The sequence below is a fragment of the Microbacterium sp. 2RAF4 genome, from assembly GCF_052115285.1.
GTDB lineage: Bacteria > Actinomycetota > Actinomycetes > Actinomycetales > Microbacteriaceae > Microbacterium > Microbacterium oxydans.
Genome location: NZ_JBFRGI010000002.1, coordinates 42,164 through 62,280 on the forward strand (window position 1 = coordinate 42,164; position 20,117 = coordinate 62,280).

Genomic DNA, 20,117 nt, shown 5'->3' on the forward strand with positions numbered 1-20,117 from the left:
CCTCTTCTTCGGAGGCACCCATGGTGCGATTCCTCGTCATCCCGCAGTGGCAGGGCTCGCCCGCAGCGCGCGCGATGCTCCTCACGGACGGCGCTGCAGCGATCGCCGGAGATCTCCCCCGCGCGGCGACGACCGTTCTCGACGTGCCTGTCGAAGCCGGTGAGTCCCTCGGCACAGGCGTACGCCGCCTGAGCGCTCTGCTGCGCACTCGTGAGCTCGTGCACGGGCACATCGACTCCGACACCGTCGTGATCGGGGGCGATTGCAGCATCACCGTCGCCGCCCTCGACGCGTTGCCGGGCGGAACCGACGATCTCGCCGTGGTGTGGTGCGACGCGCACGCCGACATGCACACGCCGGAGACGTCCCCTTCCGGTGCCTTCTCGGGCATGGCACTGAGGGCTGTGCTCGGCGAGGGCGAGGAGCAGCTCGTGCTCTCGCCCGCGATCCCCGCCGATCGCGTGATCACCGTGGGCATGCGGAACCTCGACGACGCGGAGGTCGAGCAGCTCGCGCCTCTGACGAACCTCTCCGTCGACGACCTCGCACATCCCGAGGCCCTGCTCGACGCGGTTCGCGCGACCGGGGCGTCACGGGTCTGGGTGCACATCGACGTCGACGTGCTCGATCCGTCCGACTTCGCCGGTGTGTCATCGTCGGTGCCGTTCGGTCTGTCCCCCGCCGCGCTGAGCACCGCCATCCGCGCGCTGCGCTCGGAAGTACCGCTGGCGGGCGCGACCATCGCAGGTTTCGCACCGAGGTCACCGGCCGATGCCGTCGATGATCTCGGTGCGCTGCTGCGACTGGTCGGAGCGGTGGCATGACGACTGCTCCGGACTGGCGACCGGCGGCGAGTGCCGCCCTGGCTCGGGGACGACGTCTCGACCGCCGCATCCCCTCGTTTCTCCTGCGCTCCCCGATCAGCCACCTGGGCTACCTGTGGGGCACCGCCGTCGGCTGGCTGTGGGGTTCGCTGTGGAGCACAGGACCCGTCGAAAAGCGGGCGGGCCTGTGGGTCTTCCAGGGCATGCCGGAATGGACGTTCAATCGCGGCGGAGTGTGCGTCGGCGGCTGCTTCCTGACCGGAGACGTGCGACCGAGCGACGCGGTGCTCCGTCATGAGGCTGTACACAAGGCGCAGTGGCTCCGCTACGGGTTCCTGATGCCGATCCTGTACTTCCTCGCGGGGCGTGACCCCCTGCGCAACCGCTTCGAGATCGAGGCGGGCCTCGAAGACGGCAACTACGTTCGACGGACGCGCTGACCCGACGACGGTCTCTGCGCGGACCCCTCAGACCGCGAGTGGTCGAACCGCGTCCGGCGCGCGGACGCGGAGTCAGCTGTCGGCGGGGAGCAGGCCAAAACGCTCGGGGGTACGGATCAGCGCCGGCGAGATCTCCAGATGACTCGTCAGGTGCTCGACGATGTCGGCTGTGCCGAGGTAACCCCCGAGCAGCGTGACGTGCGTCTCGATCTCGTCGTCGCACATCATCTCGTCCGCCCAGGCGCAGGTCGCACGGGTGAGAGCCTGGCCGGGTGCGCACGCACGGCTGCTTCCGGGAGCTCCGGAGCGCTGCTCACGAGCGAGCCATGTGACCGTCATTCGACCGGGAGCCTCGATGACGCCGATGTCGGCTACCGCCGGCACCTCGATGAAGATGCGCCCGGAGGCGCACAGCGGCAGCGTGGCCAGGAACACCTCGAGCTCCGTGAGGGAGTTCTCATCAGCCGTCACCAGGTGATGGGAGCGCCGACGTGCTGCGCGACGTTCGGCGCGCGTGCCGCGGGTCTCGAGCGAGGTGTTCATGGTGTCTTCATCGTACACCAAGTGAAGGCTTGCCTAACCTTGCATCCCCCGGGCGACGATCGGCATCGGCCGGGTGATGATCATGCGTGCTCGGGCCGCTGATCGTGCTCGACGAGTGCGACAGTCAATGCGGCGAGCTCGTCGTCGGTCATCCCCTGCGCGCGCAGATACCCGGCAGCCGAGCCCCATCGTTCGTCGACCTGCGCGAGCAGACGGCGCATCACGGGGGCCGGCGATTGCGTGGCCAGCGCCACCGCGTGCACCGCCTCCGGATGCTGCGCGCGCAGGTAGTCGGCGATCCACCGGGTGCGCTGAGCCGGCAGCTGGGACTCGGTGAGCGCGTAGTCGGCGATGACCGCCTCCCGATCCGCACCGACCGCGGAGAGCGCGAGAGCGACGGTCACGCCCGTCCGGTCCTTGCCCACGGTGCAGTGCACCAGCGTGCGCCCGCTCGCCGCAACGATGCGGATGGCCGCGACGAGCCGCTCCCCGCTCTCTTCGAGGAGGTGGAGGTAGAGGTCGTCGAGACTGGTGTCCGCCTCGAAGAAGGAGCGGACGGAGCCGAGGAACAGCGGGAGGTGGGTGGTGTCCGGTCCGTCGATCTCCGTCGGCTCGGCGGCGACCTCTTCGCCGTCTCGCAGGTCGACGATGTGGGAGACGCTCGCTCGCAACGCGGCGGCGCCCGCGATGGTCGCTCCGGAGAGCTGCCCGGAGCGCAGGAGCACGCCGGAGCGGATCCGACCGCCCGCTACCGGCATGCCACCCACGTCACGGACGTTGGAGACCCCTTCGAAGACGAGGATCGTCATCCCGCCGCCTGCTGTCCTCGCGGGGGCACGGGGTAGCGGCCGGCGATAACGATCCTGTTGAAGGCGTTGATCGAGACGCATGCCCAGCTGAGCGCCGCATACTCCTTCTCGGTGAAGACGCTTCCGACCTGGTCGTACACCTCGTCGGAGATCCCGTCCTCCGAGATGAACGTGAAGGCCTCGGCGAGTTCGAGAGCGGCACGCTCCCGCTCACTGAAGACACCGCTCTCCCGCCACGTGGGGATCTGGGTCAGGGTGTCGGCGTCGACGCCCGCGGCCACCGCCCTGTCGACGTGGATCCGCGCACAGTAGGCACAGCCGTTGAGCTGCGAGCAATGGATCATGACGAGCTCTTTGAGACGGTCGTCGATGCCGTTGGCCGCGCAGATCTGGCCCACCGTCTTCGAGAACGCGTCAAGCGCCTGGTACGCGGCCGGCTCGGTCTTGGACAGGTGCACACGCGTCTCGCTCATGACTCCATGATATTCGGCGGATGACCGGGAAGCTCTGGTGCAGACGGAACGCCGCTGAGATCAAGTCGCCCATTAGATCCAGACATCATGTGACATTTTGCGAAATGCCGGGACATAATTGCTTGCTATACTGGTCCGGCATTTCCGACGCTGCTTCCCGAGGGCGCAGAATGTGGAGGTGGCGATCGACAACAGCGAGTTCAGCTATCTTCCCGCACAGGCCGAAGCGCTCGGCGTTCCGGTTCCTCCGGTCACGCGCCTCACCCTTCCGCTCGCCGACGGCCGCACCCTGAGCGCCCTGCGTTTCGGCAATGAAGCACCGCGTGTGACGCTGCTCCACGGCGCCGGCCTGAACGCACACACGTGGGACACCACTTCGCTCGCGCTGCAGCAGCCGCTGCTCGCGATCGACCTCGCCGGACACGGCGACTCCTCCTGGCGAGACGACGTCGACTACACGCCGCGCACACTCGCTCGCGACGTGGCCGCAGCGCTCGACGCCTGGGCGGAAGGGCCGCAGGTCGTGGTCGGGCAGTCCCTCGGCGGACTCACCGGCGCCGCTCTGGCAGCAGCGCGACCGGATCTGGTCTCCGAGCTCATCGTGGTCGACATCACTCCCGGCATCGACGTGACCGCCGGCCCTGCGGCGCTGCGCGAGTTCTACGCCGGTCCGACCGACTTCGCGACGCGCGACGAGCTCGTCGACAAGGCGATCTCACTGGGGTTCGGCGGCTCCCGCCCCGAGACCGAGCGCGGTGTCTTCCTGAACACGCGAGTGCGCGCGGACGGGCGGGTGGAGTGGAAGCACCACTTCGCCCACCTCGCCGCCCAGGCACTCGCCGCTCACGACCCCGGGTCCCCGGCTGCGCCATCGGTGCTGCACGAGACGGGCTGGGATGATCTGACCGCGGTCACCGTGCCGGTCACCCTGGTGCGCGCCGCACGAGGGTTCGTGAGTGAAGCCGACGCCATCGAGCTCCAGCGACGCGTCCCCGCGGCTGCGGTGGTCGTGCTCGACGCCACCCACAACGTGCAGGAGACTGCTCCGGTCGCCCTCGCCGGTCTGATCGACGCCGCCGTGCCCGCCCACGGAATATGACCTTCCGTTCCACACCCGACCCTGACCCCTTCACACATCTCTAGGCTCGATTCCACGGCACACAGCAGTTGCCGCACCGAGAGGAAACACCCATGTTCCGACGTACCCGACGTCTCGCGCTGATATCCGCCCTCGCGGCCACCGCCGTCATCCTCAGCGCCTGCTCCGGCACCACCGAGCCGGAGACCAGCAGCGCACCCGGCGCACCCGACCCCAGCGCCACTCTCCACGTCGGCCTCGTCCTCGAGCCCACCAACCTCGACATCCGCCACACCAGCGGCGCGGCACTCGAGCAGATCCTGATCGACAACATCTACGAAGGCCTCGTCACGCGCACGCAGGACAACGAGATCGAGGGACGTCTCGCCTCCGACTACGAGGTCTCCTCGGACGGGCTCACGTACACCTTCACCCTCAACGACGGCGTGGTCTTCCATGACGGCACCCCGCTGACGTCGGCGGACGTCGTCTCCTCGTACGAGACCGTGCGCACCGACGCCACCGTTCAGGGCAACGGGGACTTCGCGTCGGTCACAGCCATCACGGCGCCGGACCCGACCACGGTTCAGATCACCCTGTCCGCTCCGAACCAGAACTTCCTCTTCGCACTCACCGGCCCGGCCGGTCTCGTGTTCAAGACCGGTGACACCACCGATCTGAAGACTGCGGAGAACGGCACGGGTCCCTTCACGCTGACGCGCTGGAACAAGGGAAGCACCATCACCTTCGGGCGCAACGACGCCTACTGGGGGGATCCTGCCGGAGTCGCGCAGGTCGAGTTCCAGTACATCCCCGACTTCACCGCCGGGGTCAACGCCGCACTGGCCGGTGACGTCGACGTGCTCACCGCCGTCGACCCGAACCTCGCGCCTCAGCTCGAGGACTCGGGGGACTTCACCCTCACCACGGGACGCACCACCGACAAGGCCACTCTCGCGTTCAACAACAAGAAGGCGCCGCTCGACGACGTACGGGTGCGCGAGGCCCTGCGCCTCGCGATCGACCACGAGGCGCTCATCGACGCGGTCGGCGCGGGCACCGCACTGTACGGGCCCATCCCCGAGCTCGACCCGGGCTACGAGGACCTGTCCGACGTGATCTCCTACGACCCGGAGAAGGCGAAGAAGCTCCTCGCTGAGGCCGGCCAGGAGGACCTCGAGCTGACCCTCACCATCCCCTCGTTCTACGGCACGACCGTGCCCAAGGTGCTGATCTCGGACTTCAAGAAGGTCGGCGTGACGCTCGAGGTGAATTCGGTCGAGTTCCCCACCTGGCTGGAGGACGTGTACACGAACCACGACTACGACCTCAGCTTCGTGCTGCACGTCGAGCCGCGCGACTTCGGCAACTTCGCCAACCCCGACTACTACTTCGGCTACGACAACGCCGAGGTGCAGGATCTGTACACGAAGGCTCTGGCCGAGGTCGACCCCGACAAGTCCGCCGACCTGCTCGCACAGGCCGCGCGCATCGTCTCGGAAGACCACGCCGCCGACTGGCTCTACAACGGAGAGACCATCACCGCCGTGAGCCCCATCGTGTCCGGCTTCCCCGAAGACTCGATCAACTCCCGCATCAACCTCACGGGCGTCACCGTCTCCGCTGAGAAGTAGCAAGCGGTCACCGCGTCGTGATCCGCTATGCGCTCGTCCGAGGAGCCCTGCTCATCGCAGGGCTCCTCGTGTCGAGCGCGCTCATCTTCCTGACGCTGCGCGTCTTCCCCGGTGATGTCGCGCAGCTCATCGCCGGCACGCAGGCCTCACCCGCCGAGGTCGAAGCGCTCCGCGAATCCCTCGGCCTGAATCGCCCGCTCCTCGCCCAGTACACCGACTGGATCGGGGGCATCTTCCGCGGCGATCTCGGCACATCGCTGCTGTCCGGCGCCTCCGTCGGCGAAGAGATCCTCCTCAAGGCCCAGGTCACCGTTCCGCTCGGAGCCATGTCGCTCCTGATCGCCGTCGTCATCGCCGTGCCGTTCGGCATCCTCGCCGCTCTCCTTCGCGACCGGCGCGGCGGGACGGCGCTCAGCGTCGGAGCCCAGACGCTCGCAGCCGTCCCCGTCGTCTGGGCCGGCATGATGCTGATCGTCGTGTTCTCGGTATGGCTGGGATGGTTTCCTCCCCAGGGCTTCCCCCGCACCGGCTGGTCCACACCGGGGAAGGCGATCGAGTCACTGCTGCTGCCCGCCCTCACGATCGGGATCGTCGAGGGGGCGATGCTCATGCGGTTCGTGCGCAGCGCGACCCTGCAGGCCGCGGGACAGGACTTCGTCCGCACCGCCGCCGCGAAGGGGCTCACCCGTACCCGAGCGCTCATCCAGCACGGCATCCCCGCCGTCGGCCTCTCCATCATCACCGTGCTCGGGCTCCAGGTGGCCGGCATCATCGTCGGGTCCGTCGTGATCGAGCAACTGTTCACCCTGCCGGGAATCGGCCGCATGCTCGTGGCCGATGTCGGCACGCGCGACCTGATCAAAGTGCAGAGCGAACTCCTCGTACTCACCGGATTCGTGTTGGTCGTCGGCTTCCTGGTCGACCTCCTGCACCGCGCGATCGATCCTCGTCAGCGGGAGTCCGCATGAAGCCGCGCTGGCTCGCCCGCCTCTGGGACACCTCGACAGGACGCTTCGGCATCGTCGTCGTCCTGGTGATCGTCGTGACCGCGCTGATCTCGCTGTTCTGGACGCCGTTCGATCCGCAGGCCTCGGACATCGGCGACCGGTGGCTGCCGCCGAGCTGGCCTCACGTCCTCGGGACCGACGACACCGGACGCGACATCCTGAGTCTGCTGATGGCGGGAGCCCGTACGACGGTGCTCGTGAGCGTGGGGGCCGGTATCGTCGCCACGGCGGTGGGGATCGCCCTGGCCGCACTCGGAGCGCTCACCGCACGGTGGATGCGCGAGACCGTCGCCGTGCTCGTCGACATCCTGATCGCCTTCCCCGTGCTGCTCATCGCGATGATGATCTCCTCTGTCTGGGGCGGTTCTCTCTGGGTCGTGATCTGGGCGGTCGGCATCGGCTTCGGCGTCAACATCGCGAGGGTCACGCGACCGGAGCTTCGCCGCGTGCAGCAGAGCGACTTCGTCCTCGCAGCCAGAGCCGCAGGAGTCACGCCCGCGCAGAGCCTGGTGCGCCATCTGCTGCCGAACGTGGCGCCCGTCTTCATCGTGCAGCTGTCCTGGTCGATGGCTGTCGCCGTCCTCGCGGAGGCCGGCCTGTCGTACCTGGGGTTCGGCGCGTCCGTGGTCGATCCCAGCTGGGGTCTGCTGCTCGCCGACCTCCAGCGCTACATCGGGGTGCATCCGCTGTCGGTCATCTGGCCGGGACTCACCATCACCATCACGGTGCTCGCGCTGAATCTGCTGGGTGACGGTCTGCGCGAGGCGACGGATCCGACCCTGCGACACCGCTCAGCCGAGATCCACACTCCGGGGGTGGTCGCATGAGCCTCTCGGTGCACGACCTCGTGATCGAGATCGACGGACGGCCGGTGGTCGACGGCGTCTCCTTCGAGGTCCCGGACGGCGCGCGACTCGGTCTGATCGGGGAATCCGGCTCGGGGAAGTCGCTCACCGCCCTCGCTGTGCTGGGGCTGCTCCCGGACGGAGCGACCGCCAGGGGGAGCATCCGTTGGAACGGGATCGAACTGATCGGGATGCCCGACCGCGAGCTCGCGCGCCTCCGAGGGGACGACATCGGCATCGTGTTCCAGGAGCCTCGCACCGCACTCAACCCGATCAGGACCGTCGGCCGCCAGATCGCGGAGTCGATCCGCATCCACGAAGGGCTCGGACGCCGCGAGGCGCGGGAACGGGCCATCGCGGAAGCGGCACGGGTGCGGCTGCCCGACCCGGAGTCGATCGTCGACCGCTACCCGCACCAGCTCTCCGGTGGTCAGAGGCAGCGCGTCGCCATCGCGATGGCTCTCGCCTGCCGTCCGCGTCTGCTCATCGCGGACGAGCCGACCACGGCATTGGATGTCACGATCCAGGCGGAGATCCTCTCCCTGCTGCTGGCGCTCGTCGCGGACGAGGGCATGTCGCTGGTCTTCATCACGCATGACCTCGCCGTGCTCGCTCAGGTCGCGACCGAGGGCGTCGTGCTCGAACATGGCAAGGTCGTCGAAGCCGCACCGGTCTCCACTCTGCTGTCGAGCCCCTCTTCGCCGATCACCCAGGGACTGCTGCGTGATGCGACAGCCACGCTCTGGCGTCCGGACGGAGGCACCGCATGAGCCTGATCGAAGCACGAGGCCTCGGCCGGGACTTCTTCGCCCCGAAGCGCTCCGCGTTCGAGCGTGCCCGCACCGTGACCGCCCTTGCTCCCACCGACCTCGACATCGTCGAGGGGTCGTCGGTCGGCATCATCGGCGAGTCGGGATCGGGCAAGTCGACCCTGGTGCGGCTGCTGCTCGGACTCGACCGCCCGACATCCGGCTCTGTGACGGTCGACGGACGTCCCGTGGACGCGTCGGCTTCCGCGAAGTCCCTGCACTGGCTGCGGCGGGAGACGGGGCTGGTCTTCCAGGATCCCTACGCGTCGCTGGACCCCCGCATGACGGCAGGTCAGATCGTCCGCGAACCGCTGTGGGCGCTCGGCGTCGAAGGCGACCACCGCGCGCGCGTCCGCGAGGTGCTGGCCCAGGTTGGCCTCGAGCCCGACATGGCAGACCGGTATCCCCACGAGTTCTCCGGCGGGCAGCGTCAACGGATCGCGCTCGCGAGGGCGATCGTCCACGGTCCGCGGATACTGGTCGGCGACGAACCGCTGTCCGCCCTGGACGTGACGGTGCGCGCGCAGATCCTCGAGCTGCTGATCGAGTTGCGACGCACGAGCGACCTCACACTCGTGCTCGTGTCCCACGACATCGGCGTGGTGCAGAATCTCTGCGACACGGTCGTCGTGATGAAGGACGGGCGCATCGTCGAACGGGGCGCGACGAGCGATGTGCTCCTGCACCCCGCACAGGACTACACCAGGCGGCTGCTCGCGGCGATCCCCGTCATCCCCGGCCCGCGGGGCGATTGAGCGGCCGGGGTCAACGGGGGCTCCCCCGGCCTAGCGCCGCGCGCCGAACAGCTTTCCTCGTCGCCGCCCCGTCGGCCTGAGCACCCGACGCATATACACGGTGCCGAGGTCCCTGCCGAACTTGTAGCCGACCCGCCCCATCCGTCCGGCTTCGACGAAGCCGAGCTTCTCGTGCAGGCGGATCGACGCCTCGGCCCCGTGATCACTGATGACCGCGACCATCTCGCGCAGGCCGATCTGCTCGCAGGCGTCGATGAGCGCTTGCAGCAGTGCCGCGCCGAGCCCCTTGCCCCCGGCTCCGGGACCGAGGTAGATCGAGTCCTCGACCGTGTACTTGTAGGCGTTCTTCCCCGCCCAGGGCTGCGCCAGCGCGTAGCCCATCACTTCGCCCCCAGGGGAGACCGCCACGAGGAACGGCAGCTGCAGCCTGGTCAGCAGCGCGTACTTCTCGCGCCAGTAGGGGATGCTGCTGCGGCGCTCATCGAGAGTCACGGCCGAGTTGCTCACGAAGTGGTTGTAGATCTCGCGCACGTGCGGGAGATCCGCCGGGCGGACCGGGCGGATCGCATAGGAGAAGACCTCGGGCGCCGGCGCCGGTCGGAGATGGCGCGGGAGAACCCGGCGACGGTCCCCCGGCTCGAACTGCATGCGCTCAGCTTAGGGAGAGAGGGCCTTCGCCATCCACCCGCCAGTCCACCGCCGCAGCGCCCTGCTCCTCGAGGAGAGCGTTGGCGCGGGAGAACGGTCGCGACCCGAAGAAGCCACGGCTGGCGGAGAGGGGCGACGGATGCGCGGACGTGATCACCGGCGTCTCGCCCAGAAGAGGCTGCAGGTTCGCCGCGTCCCTGCCCCAGAGGATCGCGACGAGCGGCTGATCGCGGGCGACGAGGGTGCGGATGGCGAGCTCCGTGACCTTCTCCCACCCCCAGCCCCGGTGCGACGCCGCCGCACCGGGGCGCACGGTGAGCACCCGGTTGAGCAGGAGGACGCCCTGGTCGCTCCACGCGGTGAGATCTCCGTGCGGTGCCGGCGGAATCCCGAGATCGCTCTGCCGCTCCTTGTAGATGTTCGCAAGGCTGCGGGGCAGGGGTCGCACGTCGCGATCCACCGCGAACGACAAGCCGATGGGGTGCCCAGGAGTGGGGTACGGGTCCTGTCCTGTGATGAGCACCCGCACGTCCGACAGGGGCCGCTGGAACGCGCGGAGCACATTCGCACCCGCCGGGAGGTAGCCGTGCCCTGCCTGCTGCTCGGCACGGAGGCGCTCACCCAGCGCGGTGATCGTGTCCTGCACCGGGGCCAGCGCCGCGGCCCAGCCCGCATCGATCCGCCCCTCGGCGGCGAGCTCCGCGAGAGTCTGCGCCATCGTCAGTCGACCGACCGCACGCGCAGCGGCCCGCGGGCGAGCAGGTGCTGTGCGGACTGTGCGACCGGGCGCATCGTGATCAGGTCGAGATTCACGTGGGCGGGAGACTCCAGGGCGTAGGCGATCACGTCGGCGACGTCATCGGCCACGAGCGGGGCTTCGACCCCGGCGTACACGGCCTCCGCAGCCACGGGGTCACCGCCGAGACGATTGAGCGTGAACTCCTCGGTGTGCACCATTCCCGGAGCCACCTCGACCACACGGATGGGCTCGCCGTTGAGCTCCTGCCTGAGCACCTTCACCAGCATCCCCTCCGCAGCCTTCGCGGCGTTGTAGCCCGCGCCTCCGGCATAGGCGGTCTGCGCGGCAGTGGACGTCACGAAGACCGCATCCGCGTGGCCGTCCACGGCAGCCGCGCGGCGCAGAAGCGGAAGCAGACCGGCGACGAGCCGCTGACTCGCCAGAACGTTGGCGTCGAACATCCACTGCCAGTCCTCGACGGACGCGTCCTCGATGCGATCGGTGCCGCGGGCGCCACCGGCCACCTGGACGAGCGCGTGGACCGGACCGGATCGCTCGATCTCGCCCACGAGCGCCTCGACGGCGGAAGAATCGGTCAGGTCGCAGGCGATGGCCGAAGCCCCGGTCTCCGCGGCGAGCGCCGCCAGTCGATCCGCGCGGCGTGCCACGCCCACGACGTCCCATCCCCTGGCACGGAGCGCACGCACCGTCGCTGCACCGATGCCCGAACTCGCACCTGTCACCACTGCTCGTCTGTTCACCATGCCTCCACCGTACGGCGTTCTCCCCCGATTGCGAGCTCCCCCACGGCGCTGTCGTGGAACCCTCCCGCCGCGTGTTTCCGGGCCTCCCCTCTGTTACGTCACATTTCCCACCTGTTGTTGACAAGCACCGATATTCCGTACTGTCGCTGCAACGGCATCCGCCATCCGACCTTCCGACCACTTCTGGGGGAATCACATGTCCGCACCCGAGTCCTGGCGCTTCGAGACCAAGCAGATCCACTCCGGCGCCGCCCCCGACCCGGTCACCAAGGCGCGTGCCACGCCGATCTACCAGACCACCTCGTACGTGTTCGACAGCGCCGACCACGCGGCCAACCTCTTCGCGCTGGCGGAGTTCGGCAACATCTACACCCGCATCCAGAACCCGACGCAGGACGTGCTCGAGCAGCGTCTCGCCGCACTCGAGGGCGGCACCGGGGCGCTCGTCCTCGCGAGCGGCCAGGCGGCATCGACCTTCGCGATCCTCAACATCGCCCAGGCCGGCGACCACTTCGTGGCGTCGAGCTCGATCTACGGCGGAACCTACAACCTCTTCAAGTACACACTGGCGAAGCTCGGCATCGAGGTCACCTTCGTCGAGAACCAGGACGACGCCGAGGAGTGGCGCCGCGCCGTCCGTCCGAACACGAAGCTGTTCTTCGCGGAGACGATCGGCAACCCGCAGATCAACATCCTCGACATCCGCACCGTCGCCGACATCGCCCACGAGAACGGCGTCCCGCTGATCGTCGACAACACGATCGCCACCCCGTACCTGATCCGCCCGTTCGAGCACGGCGCAGACATCGTCGTGCACTCGGTCACCAAGTTCCTCGGCGGCCACGGCACGACCATCGGCGGCGTCATCATCGACGGCGGGAAGTTCGAGTGGTCGAAGCACGTCGACACCTTCCCGGGCCTCACGGTGCCCGACCCGTCGTACCACGGCGCCAGCTACACGGCTGCTGTGGGCGACCCGCTCGCATACATCATCAAGGCGCGAGTGCAGCTGCTTCGCGACCTGGGGCCGGCGATCGCACCGCAGAGCGCGTGGAACCTGATCCAGGGCGTCGAGACCCTTTCGCTGCGCATCGAGCGCCACGTGCAGAACGCGCAGGAGATCGCCGAGTGGCTGGACAGCCGTGACGACGTCGCGACCGTCAACTACTCGGGCCTGCCTTCGTCGCCGTGGTATGCCAAGGCGAACGAGTACGCCCCCAAGGGCGTCGGAGCCGTGCTGTCGTTCGAGCTGAAGGGCGGCGTCGAGGCCGGTCGCGAGTTCGTCAACAGCCTGTCGCTGTTCAGCCACCTCGCCAACATCGGCGACGTGCGCTCGCTCGTCATCCACCCGGCATCCACCACCCACGCGCAGCTGACGCCGGAGCAGCAGCTGACCGCGGGCGTGACCCCCGGTCTGGTCCGGCTCTCCGTCGGCATCGAGAACGTCGACGACCTCAAGGCCGACCTCGAGCAGGCCCTCACCGCGGCACGTGCCGTCTCGGAGGCCGCCCGCGCCTGACCCCGCACCACGTCGATGCCCCGGAGCCCTGCGTTCCGGGGCTTCTTCGTGCGCCGGCGACGACCTCACCCGGCCGACCCACAGGCGATTCCGTCGAGAATGGGACTCCGCCCCGAGGAGACCATGATCGACGCTCAGCATCCCCCGCACCGCGCGCGGCGGTCACGGACCGTTGCCTCACGGTCTGTAGCCCGGTGGCTCGCCGTGACCGGTGTCCTCCTGTCACTCGTCGTGGCCTGCGGCTGGATCCCGGGGATCGTCGGCACCGCGGTCTCGGCTGTCCTCCCGTGGCTGGGGCTCATCCTCGTCGCGCTGGTGCTGGTCGCACTCCTGCGTGCGCCGCGAGTTCTCGTCCTGATCCTGGTCCCCGCACTCCTGTGGGTCCTCGCGATGGTGCCGGCGTTCCCGGGCCTCCCCGGCGGGACGGACGCGGAGCCGGCTGCCGCATCCGAGCTGACCGTCGTGAGTCAGAACGTGCGGGCGCGCTCAGGTGGAGCCGCAGCCTCCGCCTCCGAGCTGGCGCAGAGCGGTGCCGACGTGATCGCCCTCGTCGAGCTCGACGCAGACAGCCTCTCCGCCGCGCAGGACACGCTCGCAGCGGAGTACCCGCACTCGTACACCGTCGGGACGGTGGGCGTCTGGAGCAGGTATCCCCTCGCGGATGCCGAGCCCCTCACTCTCGGACTCAGCTGGAAGCGCGCGCTTCGCGTCGAGGTGCAGGCCCCATCCGCTCCCGTCGCCGTCTACGTGCTGCACGCGGCATCGGTACGGCCAGGGCACCAGCAAGACCGTGACACCATGCTGGGCGGCATCGCGGAAGAGGTCGCGGCCGACCCGGCGGAGTCGCTGATCGTCGTCGGCGACTTCAACGCACCGTCGACCGACCCGAGCCTGGCCGCCCTGCGCGCGGAGACCGACTGGGTGCGCCCGACCGACGGAAGCCTGGGCTTCACATGGCCCGTGGCCTTCCCGCTCGTCCGCATCGACCAGGTGTTCGTGCGCGGACTCGACGTCGTCACGTCTGGCACCATGCGCGCAGGCAATAGCGACCATCTGGCGACCGTCACCCGAGCCCGATCCGCGATCACTCCGTAACCTGCCAGCGAGGGGAGCTCGGCCAGGCGAGAATGGAAGCATGGACTGGCAGACGACCTCCGAGGACACGGTGCCCTCTGCGCCCGTGACGGAGGCCGATGTCAGGCTGCTCCGCGCCCGCCCACCGGCGACCGGCGCCTGGCGGGACGGCGACCCCGTGGGTGGTCGTCGCTTCGCCGCCTTCGGACCGTTCGCCACCGAGAGCGGTGCAGAGCTCCCCGGCATCCGCATCGCCTACGAGTCCTGGGGCGAGCTGAACGCGGCGCGGGACAACGCTGTCCTGGTGCTGCACGCGCTCACCGGCGACAGTCACGTGCGCGGAGCCGCGGGCGCCGGTCACCCCACCGCGGGCTGGTGGGAGGACATCACCGGTCCGGGCGCTCCGCTCGACACGGACCGCTGGTTCGTGATCGCCCCGAACATGCTCGGAGGATGCCAGGGGTCGACGGGACCTGCGAGCATCGCCGCGGACGGCTACGAGTGGGCGTCGCGCTTCCCCTACCTGACCATCCGCGATCAGGTCGCCGCCCAGGTGCGCCTCGCCGATGCTCTCGGCATCGACAGCTGGGCCGCGGTCATCGGCGGCTCCATGGGAGGGATGCACGCGCTGGAATGGGCGGCCACGCATCCCGAACGCGTGCAGCGCCTCGCCGTGCTCTCCTCTCCCCCGGTGACCACCGCCGACCAGATCGCGCTCAACACCGTGCAGTTGGAGACCATCCGCATGGACCCGCGCTTCCAGGGCGGTGAGTACTACGACCTCGCGGACGGCGACGGTCCGCATCGGGGCCTCGCCCTCGCCCGACGCATGGCTCTGCTGAACTACCGCAGCCCGATCGAGCTCAATCAGCGGTTCCAGCGCTCCTGGCAGTCCGACGTGTCACCGCTCGGTCACGGTGGACGCTTCGCGGTGGAGTCGTACCTCGACTTCCACGGCAACAAGTTCACACGCCGCTTCGACGCGAACAGCTACATCACCCTGGTCGAAGCCATGAACTCGCACGACGTCGGTCGCGGTCGAGGGGGCGTCGAAGAGGCGCTGCACGCCGTCACCGCGACCACATTGGTACTCGGGATCGACAGCGATCGACTCTTCCCTGTCGACGGACAGCAGCGCATCGCCCGCAGCATCCCGAACGTCATCGACGACGAAGCCGTGGTCATCACCAGCGACTTCGGGCACGACGGCTTCCTCATCGAGACCGAGGCGGTCGGCTCGAATCTGCGGCGCCTGCTCGAGAGCTGACCCCTCCGCTCAGCTCGGTTCGAATCGCCAGGGCAGCGACCCCGCCTCGAGACGCCCCTGCTCCCAGGCGAAGGCCCGACCGGCATCGGAGTCGAGCACCCGCGTCTGGAACAGCTGGGCCGCGCCGCCCGAGGAGAGCGCCGAGGGCACATCGCCGAACGCCGAGAGCTGATGCAGTGTGATCCAGGTGGGCGGGTACAGGCTCCACTCCCCCGCCGCATGCCGCGCGAGCGCCTCTGCCGGGCGCACCCACGCGATCTCCTCGACCTCGCCGGCGGAGGGCGCGGCCTCCCCGGTCGGTGCGTGAGCGAGGAAGAACCACGTCCGGATGCGCGTCGGCGCCTCGAGCGGCGGCTGCCACTCCGACAGCACGATGAGATCCTCGATCGTGAGGCCGACCTCCTCGGCGGTCTCCCTGATGGCGGCATGCCGCGCATCGTCGATGTCGTCACCCCCGCGGACGTCACCGGGCTCGACCTTGCCCCCGGGGAAGACCCACGCTCCCGCGAACGAGCCGCGATCGGGCCGCCGCATCAGGAGCACCTCGAACCCCGGATCCGACGCCCGCAGCAGGACGACGGTCCCGGCCACGGGCAGAGCTGTCTCGGGAGCACTCACCCCGTCACTCTACGGTGCGGTCGTCTACAGGGCGGTCGTCTACGGGGCGGTCGTCGTCGGTGCGGTCGATGTCGAAACGGTCGGTGTCGATCCGGCCGATACCGCTGTGACGAGCTCCACCGGCGCGGGACGACGGCCCTCGATGCGATACGACAGCAGGGCGATCAGCAAGCCCGCCACGGCGAGCGCCGCTCCTGTCCATGCCGGCGCCGTGAAGCCCCAGCCTGCGGCGATCACGACACCGCCGAGGAAGGCGCCCAGGCTGTTGCCGATGTTGAGCGCGGAGTGGTTCATGGCTGCCGCGATCGACTGGTTGTCACCGGCCACGTCCATGAGGCGGGTCTGGATCGTGGGGCTCAGCACCGACGAGACGAATCCGACCACGAGCACCACGGCCGCCAGGCTGACGATCCAGAACGAGAGGAAGGCGAGCAGCGCGAAGACGAGCGCCATCGCGGCGAGGCCGAAGAGCAGCGTGCGACGCAGATCGATGTCGGCGAGGTGACCGCCGACCAGGTTTCCCGCCGTCATCCCGAGCCCCATCAGCACGAGCACGATCGGCACGACCCACTCCGGCGAACCGGACACCTCGGTCACCAGAGGCGCGATGTAGCTGTAGACGGCGAAGAACCCGCCGAACCCGATCGCTCCGACACCCAGCGTGAACCACACCTGCGGAATCCGGAACACCCGCAGCTCCTGCCGCATCGTGCGCCCTGGATCCCCGGGATGCTCCGGCACGAACAGAGCGATGCAGAGCGTGGCGAGCGCGAACACGATGGCCACGACGGCGAAGGCCGAGCGCCAGCCCCACTGCTGTCCGAGGAAGGTACCCAGCGGCACGCCGACGACGTTCGCGACCGTGAGGCCGGTGAGGATGAAGGCCACACCCTTGGCACGGTTGCCCGGCCCCATCACGTCGGCCGCCACGAGTGCGCCGATGCCGAAGTACGCACCGTGCGGGAGACCGGCGAGGAAGCGCGACGCGGCGACGAGCTCGAACGTGGGCAGCACCACGGTGAGTGCGTTGAACACCGTCAGCGCGAGAGCCAGCACGATCATCACCCGATGCCGCGGATATCGCGCGACGAAACCGGCGATGGTCGGGGCGCCGACCACCACGCCCAGCGCGTACAGCGAGATCAACCACCCTGCTTGACTCAGCGCATCTTCCTGGCTGGTCGCCCAGAGCGAAGGGAGCAGGTCGGCGGCGATGTTGGGAAGCAGGCCCATGACCACGAACTCGGTCATGCCGATTCCGAAGCTGCCTATGGCGAGAGAGAGGAGCGCCCACTTCGCCGCACCCCTCGATTCAGTCGAGGGATTCACCGGAACAGCCTACCGGCCCTCTGGCGCCCGACTCGTCTCACGCTCGCAGTCGAGCGTCATGAACACATCCACGTCGTCCTCGGAATCGACGACGAACCCGTGGCGCTCGTACAGACCGCGGGCCGGGCTGCCGCTGAGCACGTTGAGGCGATACCGGCCGGCGCCGTCGAGCACCGTCGTGAGCACGCGGCCCCCGATCCCGCGACCCTGGTGCGAGGAAGCGATGTAGAAGTGCTCCAGCCAGCGAGTGCGTCCGTCCGGGCGGAGGGCGACCGAGCCGATGTCGACGGCATCCACGACGATGATCCGCGTCTGAGCAGGCTCGAACGCGTCGCGGAAGCGCTGCCGGACGCGAACCTCGTCATAACGTCCGAGTCGCTCCAGGTCGGCTCTGAGCACATCGGCCCTCAGCTCCGCGATCCACTCGGCGTCCTCGGCGAGCGCCGGTCGAAGGGCGATCGACGCCGCCGAGACGACGTCAGTCATCCGCGCGCTCGGATCCCGCCTCTTCTGATCCCGCCTCTTCTGAGCCCGCCTCTGTGATGGCCGCTTCGAGGCGTTCGATCTTCGCATCGAGCTCTCCGGAGTACCCCGGCCGGATATCTGCCTTCAATACGAGCGAGACCCGCGATCCGAACGGCATCACGGCCTCGGTCGCACGCTTCACGACGTCCATGACGGTGTCCCAGTCGGGGCCCTCGATCTCGGTGAACATGCTGGTGGTGCGGTGCGCCAGGCCCGATTCGCGCACCACGCGCACGGCAGCGGCCACGGCGTCGTGCACCGACGCATCGGTGCGCTCGGCACCCGCGGTCGGGGTTCCGCTCGGGGCGACGGAGAAGGCGATCAACATGGTTTCACTCCAGGGTTTTCGGTTGGCGGACGGGTACGCGAAGCAGAGCACGGATGCCCAGCACGAGCAGGACGACGAGAAGGACGTTCCGCACTGTGAGGACAGCCACGGAGAGGGTGTCGGCTCGCAGCAGCGCGTCGTAGCCGATCGGGTAGACGAGGCAGGTGAGCAGACAGAGGGCGAGGATGACGGCGGCGGGGACGCGCGCCCTGACGCGGTCGAGCACGAGCCACAGGATCGCCGGCGCGATCAGCCAGGTCTGGAACTGCGGGGAACCCACCTTGTTGGTGACGATCAGCAGCGTCACGAGTGCGAGGGCGAGCGGAGGGAACAGACGAGAGAAGCTCGCACCGCGGATCGACTTGAGCGCGCCGACGGCGGCGACCGCGAGCACGCACACCGCCATCAGGGGCGTGAGCACAGCCGCGACGGCATCGACGCCCGGCGCCGTGATCTGGAAGGTCAGGATCTCGAAGCTGTACTCGATGTGGGCGGCCCCGGTGACGGCGAGCCACAGGAACGGCGTGGCCGCGACCGCTTCGATCTGCAGTCCCCGTCCCGTCTGCTCCGTCAGGAAGCCGAGGATCTCGGAACCCGCTCCGAGCAGCAGCAGCGCTGCGATGACTCCGGCCGTGACGGCCAGCGCGGCGAACAGCACCCGCATGCGTGCCCGGAGCGCGATCACGGCGGCGAGCACGAGCGCGCCGGGCCAGATCTTGATCCAGGCGCCGATCGTGAAGAGGGCAGCGCCGACGACGGGCCGTCTCACGAGCCAGAGCCCGCCGATCACGGCGATCGGCACCGTGATCGCATCGATCCGATAGAGCGCGATCGGTCCGAGCAGGAGCAGCGCCGCACACCAGAACCAGGCGGCCACGCGGCGCGGGCGCGAGGGCGAGCGGCCGACCAGCACTCCGAACGCCAGCGCATCGAGGATCACGACGAGCGCAGCCCATCCGATCAGGTACGCACCGGAGACCCCGAGCAACGGCACGAGCGGCGCCGCGAGCATCTTGGTCACGAGCATCGGCACGAGCGCGAGCTGCGGGTACACCCAGGTCTCGGTGACGCCGACGATCGGGCCCCCGTCGAGCGCCGACGAAGCCCAGGGCTCGTACACGAGGACCACATCGCCCATGGGCTGACTGGGGTAGACCCAGCCCGCCCATGCCGTGAGCAGGTGGGCGAGGAGGAAGGCGACCCACAGCACGGCCACCCCGGTCGGCGGGCGATTCACGCGAGGACGTCCGCGATCGCCTGCGGCAGTGCCGCAGCGACGTCCATGGCGACGATCGGATGCCCCGTCCCGCCGTCGCTCATCCCCGCGGCCACTCGCCCCGCATGTCCGTGTATCCACGCCCCGGCGGCGGCGACCTCGGCGATCGGGCTGCCCTGGTTGGCTGCGAGCACCGCACCCAGCACCCCGGCGAGCACATCCCCTGTCCCCGCGGTCGCCAGCCACCCTGTACCCGCGTCGACGGCGATGACGCCGCCGTCAGGAGACGCGATCAGCGTGCGAGCGCCCTTCAGCAGCACGGTGCCTCCGATCCGTTCCGCCGTCCTCCGGGCCGCCGACGCGCGATCCTCGTCGGACGTGGAGATGCCGAGCTGCTCCTGCAACCGGGCGAACTCCCGCGCATGAGGGGTCACCAGGAAGGGAGCGCGCGCCTTCCCGGCGAGATCGAGTGCGCCCGCGTCGATCACCACGGCTGCATCGCCCGCGACGATCGCCTCGAGGGCAGCCTGCTCCGCGTCGACCCGGTCGGTGGGGTCCGTGCCGGAACCGATCACCCAGGCGTCGATCCGCGATCGGCCGACATCCGCCCCCGCCACCGTCTCCGGACGTCGGGCGAGAACAGCATCTGCCACCCGCTCCGCGCCCACGTACCGGACGAATCCGGCGCCCGCGCGCCACGCGGCCTCCACCCCGAGCACGGCGGCACCGGGATACGCAGGCGACCCGGTGCGAAGCGCCACCACACCACGGGCGTACTTGTCGTCGTCGGCTGTGGGAACACGGAACAACCGCGCCGTGTCATCTCGCGTCCACTCGCGCACCTCGACCATGACTCCACGTTAGTGCGACGGC

The 20,117-nt window shown here is 69.1% G+C and carries 23 protein-coding genes; 11 read left to right on the forward strand and 12 right to left on the reverse strand.

Features of this window, described 5'->3' with window-relative positions; genetic code table 11:
- The first annotated feature begins 20 nt into the window (after nt 1–20).
- The gene (locus tag AB4070_RS04440; RefSeq protein WP_441979064.1) at nt 21–824 is read left to right on the forward strand and encodes an arginase family protein; all 804 of its coding nucleotides are present in this window, start codon (nt 21–23) and stop codon (nt 822–824) included.
- Nucleotides 821–1,264 carry a Fe-S oxidoreductase gene (locus tag AB4070_RS04445; protein WP_441979065.1) on the forward strand — a complete coding sequence of 148 codons (444 nt, stop codon included), beginning with the start codon at nt 821–823 and terminating at the stop codon, nt 1,262–1,264. The genes AB4070_RS04440 and AB4070_RS04445 overlap by 4 nt, the downstream gene beginning before the upstream one ends.
- Nucleotides 1,265–1,336: 72 nt before the next feature.
- Here AB4070_RS04445 and AB4070_RS04450 read toward each other — a convergent pair whose 3' ends face one another.
- The 3 genes from AB4070_RS04450 to AB4070_RS04460 form a co-directional block, all read right to left on the reverse strand.
- Nucleotides 1,337–1,825 (reverse strand): SIP domain-containing protein, encoded by a 489-nt coding sequence (locus AB4070_RS04450; protein WP_441979066.1) that lies wholly within the window; start codon nt 1,823–1,825, stop codon nt 1,337–1,339.
- A 62-nt stretch (nt 1,826–1,887) separates the two neighbouring features.
- Nucleotides 1,888–2,616, reverse strand: coding sequence for a tyrosine-protein phosphatase (locus AB4070_RS04455; protein WP_441979067.1), 729 nt, complete (start codon nt 2,614–2,616; stop codon nt 1,888–1,890).
- A complete protein-coding gene (locus tag AB4070_RS04460; protein WP_441979068.1) occupies nt 2,613–3,089 on the reverse strand; it encodes a carboxymuconolactone decarboxylase family protein in 477 nt (158 codons plus the stop codon). Before AB4070_RS04460 ends, AB4070_RS04455 begins: the two co-directional genes overlap by 4 nt.
- A 172-nt stretch (nt 3,090–3,261) precedes the next feature.
- Between AB4070_RS04460 and AB4070_RS04465 the strand changes: the two genes are divergently transcribed.
- The 6 genes from AB4070_RS04465 (at nt 3,262) to AB4070_RS04490 (ending at nt 9,217) form a co-directional block, all read left to right on the forward strand.
- On the forward strand, nt 3,262–4,188 hold the full coding sequence (locus AB4070_RS04465; RefSeq protein WP_441979069.1) for an alpha/beta fold hydrolase: 927 nt from the start codon (nt 3,262–3,264) through the stop codon (nt 4,186–4,188).
- A gap of 92 nt (nt 4,189–4,280) precedes the next feature.
- Nucleotides 4,281–5,801, forward strand: coding sequence for an ABC transporter substrate-binding protein (locus AB4070_RS04470; protein WP_441979070.1), 1,521 nt, complete (start codon nt 4,281–4,283; stop codon nt 5,799–5,801).
- Nucleotides 5,802–5,818: 17 nt separating this feature from the next.
- Entirely contained in the window at nt 5,819–6,769 is a 951-nt protein-coding gene (locus tag AB4070_RS04475) for an ABC transporter permease (RefSeq protein WP_441979071.1), read from the forward strand.
- A complete protein-coding gene (locus AB4070_RS04480) occupies nt 6,766–7,635 on the forward strand; it encodes an ABC transporter permease (RefSeq protein WP_441979072.1) in 870 nt (289 codons plus the stop codon). The genes AB4070_RS04475 and AB4070_RS04480 overlap by 4 nt, the downstream gene beginning before the upstream one ends.
- The gene (locus AB4070_RS04485; RefSeq protein WP_441979073.1) at nt 7,632–8,423 is read left to right on the forward strand and encodes an ATP-binding cassette domain-containing protein; all 792 of its coding nucleotides are present in this window, start codon (nt 7,632–7,634) and stop codon (nt 8,421–8,423) included. Before AB4070_RS04480 ends, AB4070_RS04485 begins: the two co-directional genes overlap by 4 nt.
- On the forward strand, nt 8,420–9,217 hold the full coding sequence (locus AB4070_RS04490) for an ABC transporter ATP-binding protein (protein WP_441979074.1): 798 nt from the start codon (nt 8,420–8,422) through the stop codon (nt 9,215–9,217). The genes AB4070_RS04485 and AB4070_RS04490 overlap by 4 nt, the downstream gene beginning before the upstream one ends.
- Before the next feature lie 30 nt (nt 9,218–9,247).
- Here AB4070_RS04490 and AB4070_RS04495 read toward each other — a convergent pair whose 3' ends face one another.
- The 3 genes from AB4070_RS04495 to AB4070_RS04505 are packed head-to-tail and all read right to left on the reverse strand — an operon-like array spanning nt 9,248 to nt 11,368.
- Nucleotides 9,248–9,865, reverse strand: coding sequence for a GNAT family N-acetyltransferase (locus AB4070_RS04495; RefSeq protein WP_441979075.1), 618 nt, complete (start codon nt 9,863–9,865; stop codon nt 9,248–9,250).
- Nucleotides 9,866–9,869: 4 nt separating this feature from the next.
- Entirely contained in the window at nt 9,870–10,583 is a 714-nt protein-coding gene (locus AB4070_RS04500) for a uracil-DNA glycosylase (RefSeq protein WP_441979076.1), read from the reverse strand.
- A 2-nt stretch (nt 10,584–10,585) separates the two neighbouring features.
- Nucleotides 10,586–11,368 carry an SDR family oxidoreductase gene (locus AB4070_RS04505; protein ID WP_441979077.1) on the reverse strand — a complete coding sequence of 261 codons (783 nt, stop codon included), beginning with the start codon at nt 11,366–11,368 and terminating at the stop codon, nt 10,586–10,588.
- Nucleotides 11,369–11,564: 196 nt separating this feature from the next.
- Between AB4070_RS04505 and AB4070_RS04510 the strand changes: the two genes are divergently transcribed.
- The 3 genes from AB4070_RS04510 to metX all read left to right on the forward strand — a co-directional run bounded on the left by AB4070_RS04510 (nt 11,565) and on the right by metX (nt 15,228).
- Nucleotides 11,565–12,887: a bifunctional o-acetylhomoserine/o-acetylserine sulfhydrylase gene (locus tag AB4070_RS04510; RefSeq protein WP_441979078.1), complete on the forward strand. Its 1,323-nt coding sequence runs from the start codon at nt 11,565–11,567 to the stop codon at nt 12,885–12,887.
- Between the two features lie 204 nt (nt 12,888–13,091).
- Entirely contained in the window at nt 13,092–13,982 is an 891-nt protein-coding gene (locus tag AB4070_RS04515; RefSeq protein WP_441979079.1) for an endonuclease/exonuclease/phosphatase family protein, read from the forward strand.
- A 40-nt stretch (nt 13,983–14,022) separates the two neighbouring features.
- Nucleotides 14,023–15,228 (forward strand): homoserine O-acetyltransferase MetX, encoded by a 1,206-nt coding sequence (gene metX, locus AB4070_RS04520; RefSeq protein ID WP_441979080.1) that lies wholly within the window; start codon nt 14,023–14,025, stop codon nt 15,226–15,228.
- Between the two features lie 9 nt (nt 15,229–15,237).
- Here metX and AB4070_RS04525 read toward each other — a convergent pair whose 3' ends face one another.
- From AB4070_RS04525 to AB4070_RS04550, 6 genes are read right to left on the reverse strand one after another with little or no spacing between them, the layout of a single operon-like run.
- Nucleotides 15,238–15,846, reverse strand: coding sequence for an NUDIX hydrolase (locus tag AB4070_RS04525; RefSeq protein WP_441979081.1), 609 nt, complete (start codon nt 15,844–15,846; stop codon nt 15,238–15,240).
- A gap of 39 nt (nt 15,847–15,885) precedes the next feature.
- Nucleotides 15,886–17,175, reverse strand: coding sequence for an MFS transporter (locus AB4070_RS04530; protein ID WP_441979082.1), 1,290 nt, complete (start codon nt 17,173–17,175; stop codon nt 15,886–15,888).
- Nucleotides 17,176–17,184: 9 nt separating this feature from the next.
- Complete coding sequence (locus tag AB4070_RS04535) at nt 17,185–17,661, reverse strand: GNAT family N-acetyltransferase (RefSeq protein WP_441979083.1); 477 nt, start codon at nt 17,659–17,661, stop codon at nt 17,185–17,187.
- Nucleotides 17,654–18,028, reverse strand: a complete 375-nt coding sequence (locus tag AB4070_RS04540) for a thiamine-binding protein (protein WP_441979084.1) — start codon at nt 18,026–18,028, stop codon at nt 17,654–17,656. The genes AB4070_RS04535 and AB4070_RS04540 overlap by 8 nt, the downstream gene beginning before the upstream one ends.
- Nucleotides 18,029–18,032: 4 nt before the next feature.
- A complete protein-coding gene (locus AB4070_RS04545) occupies nt 18,033–19,265 on the reverse strand; it encodes a hypothetical protein (RefSeq protein WP_441979085.1) in 1,233 nt (410 codons plus the stop codon).
- Nucleotides 19,262–20,095 (reverse strand): NAD(P)H-hydrate dehydratase, encoded by an 834-nt coding sequence (locus AB4070_RS04550; protein WP_441979086.1) that lies wholly within the window; start codon nt 20,093–20,095, stop codon nt 19,262–19,264. The genes AB4070_RS04545 and AB4070_RS04550 overlap by 4 nt, the downstream gene beginning before the upstream one ends.
- Nucleotides 20,096–20,117 lie beyond the last annotated feature (22 nt).

Coding starts and splice junctions, on each gene's coding strand:
- AB4070_RS04440 (WP_441979064.1), top strand. CDS start 21: ATGGTGCGATTCCTCGTCATCCCGCAGTGGCAGGGCTCGCCCGCAGCG.
- AB4070_RS04445 (WP_441979065.1), top strand. CDS start 821: ATGACGACTGCTCCGGACTGGCGACCGGCGGCGAGTGCCGCCCTGGCT.
- AB4070_RS04455 (WP_441979067.1), bottom strand. CDS start 2,616: ATGACGATCCTCGTCTTCGAAGGGGTCTCCAACGTCCGTGACGTGGGT.
- AB4070_RS04460 (WP_441979068.1), bottom strand. CDS start 3,089: ATGAGCGAGACGCGTGTGCACCTGTCCAAGACCGAGCCGGCCGCGTAC.
- AB4070_RS04470 (WP_441979070.1), top strand. CDS start 4,281: ATGTTCCGACGTACCCGACGTCTCGCGCTGATATCCGCCCTCGCGGCC.
- AB4070_RS04480 (WP_441979072.1), top strand. CDS start 6,766: ATGAAGCCGCGCTGGCTCGCCCGCCTCTGGGACACCTCGACAGGACGC.
- AB4070_RS04485 (WP_441979073.1), top strand. CDS start 7,632: ATGAGCCTCTCGGTGCACGACCTCGTGATCGAGATCGACGGACGGCCG.
- AB4070_RS04490 (WP_441979074.1), top strand. CDS start 8,420: ATGAGCCTGATCGAAGCACGAGGCCTCGGCCGGGACTTCTTCGCCCCG.
- AB4070_RS04495 (WP_441979075.1), bottom strand. CDS start 9,865: ATGCAGTTCGAGCCGGGGGACCGTCGCCGGGTTCTCCCGCGCCATCTC.
- AB4070_RS04500 (WP_441979076.1), bottom strand. CDS start 10,583: ATGGCGCAGACTCTCGCGGAGCTCGCCGCCGAGGGGCGGATCGATGCG.
- AB4070_RS04505 (WP_441979077.1), bottom strand. CDS start 11,368: ATGGTGAACAGACGAGCAGTGGTGACAGGTGCGAGTTCGGGCATCGGT.
- AB4070_RS04510 (WP_441979078.1), top strand. CDS start 11,565: ATGTCCGCACCCGAGTCCTGGCGCTTCGAGACCAAGCAGATCCACTCC.
- metX (WP_441979080.1), top strand. CDS start 14,023: ATGGACTGGCAGACGACCTCCGAGGACACGGTGCCCTCTGCGCCCGTG.
- AB4070_RS04535 (WP_441979083.1), bottom strand. CDS start 17,661: ATGACTGACGTCGTCTCGGCGGCGTCGATCGCCCTTCGACCGGCGCTC.
- AB4070_RS04540 (WP_441979084.1), bottom strand. CDS start 18,028: ATGTTGATCGCCTTCTCCGTCGCCCCGAGCGGAACCCCGACCGCGGGT.
- AB4070_RS04550 (WP_441979086.1), bottom strand. CDS start 20,095: ATGGTCGAGGTGCGCGAGTGGACGCGAGATGACACGGCGCGGTTGTTC.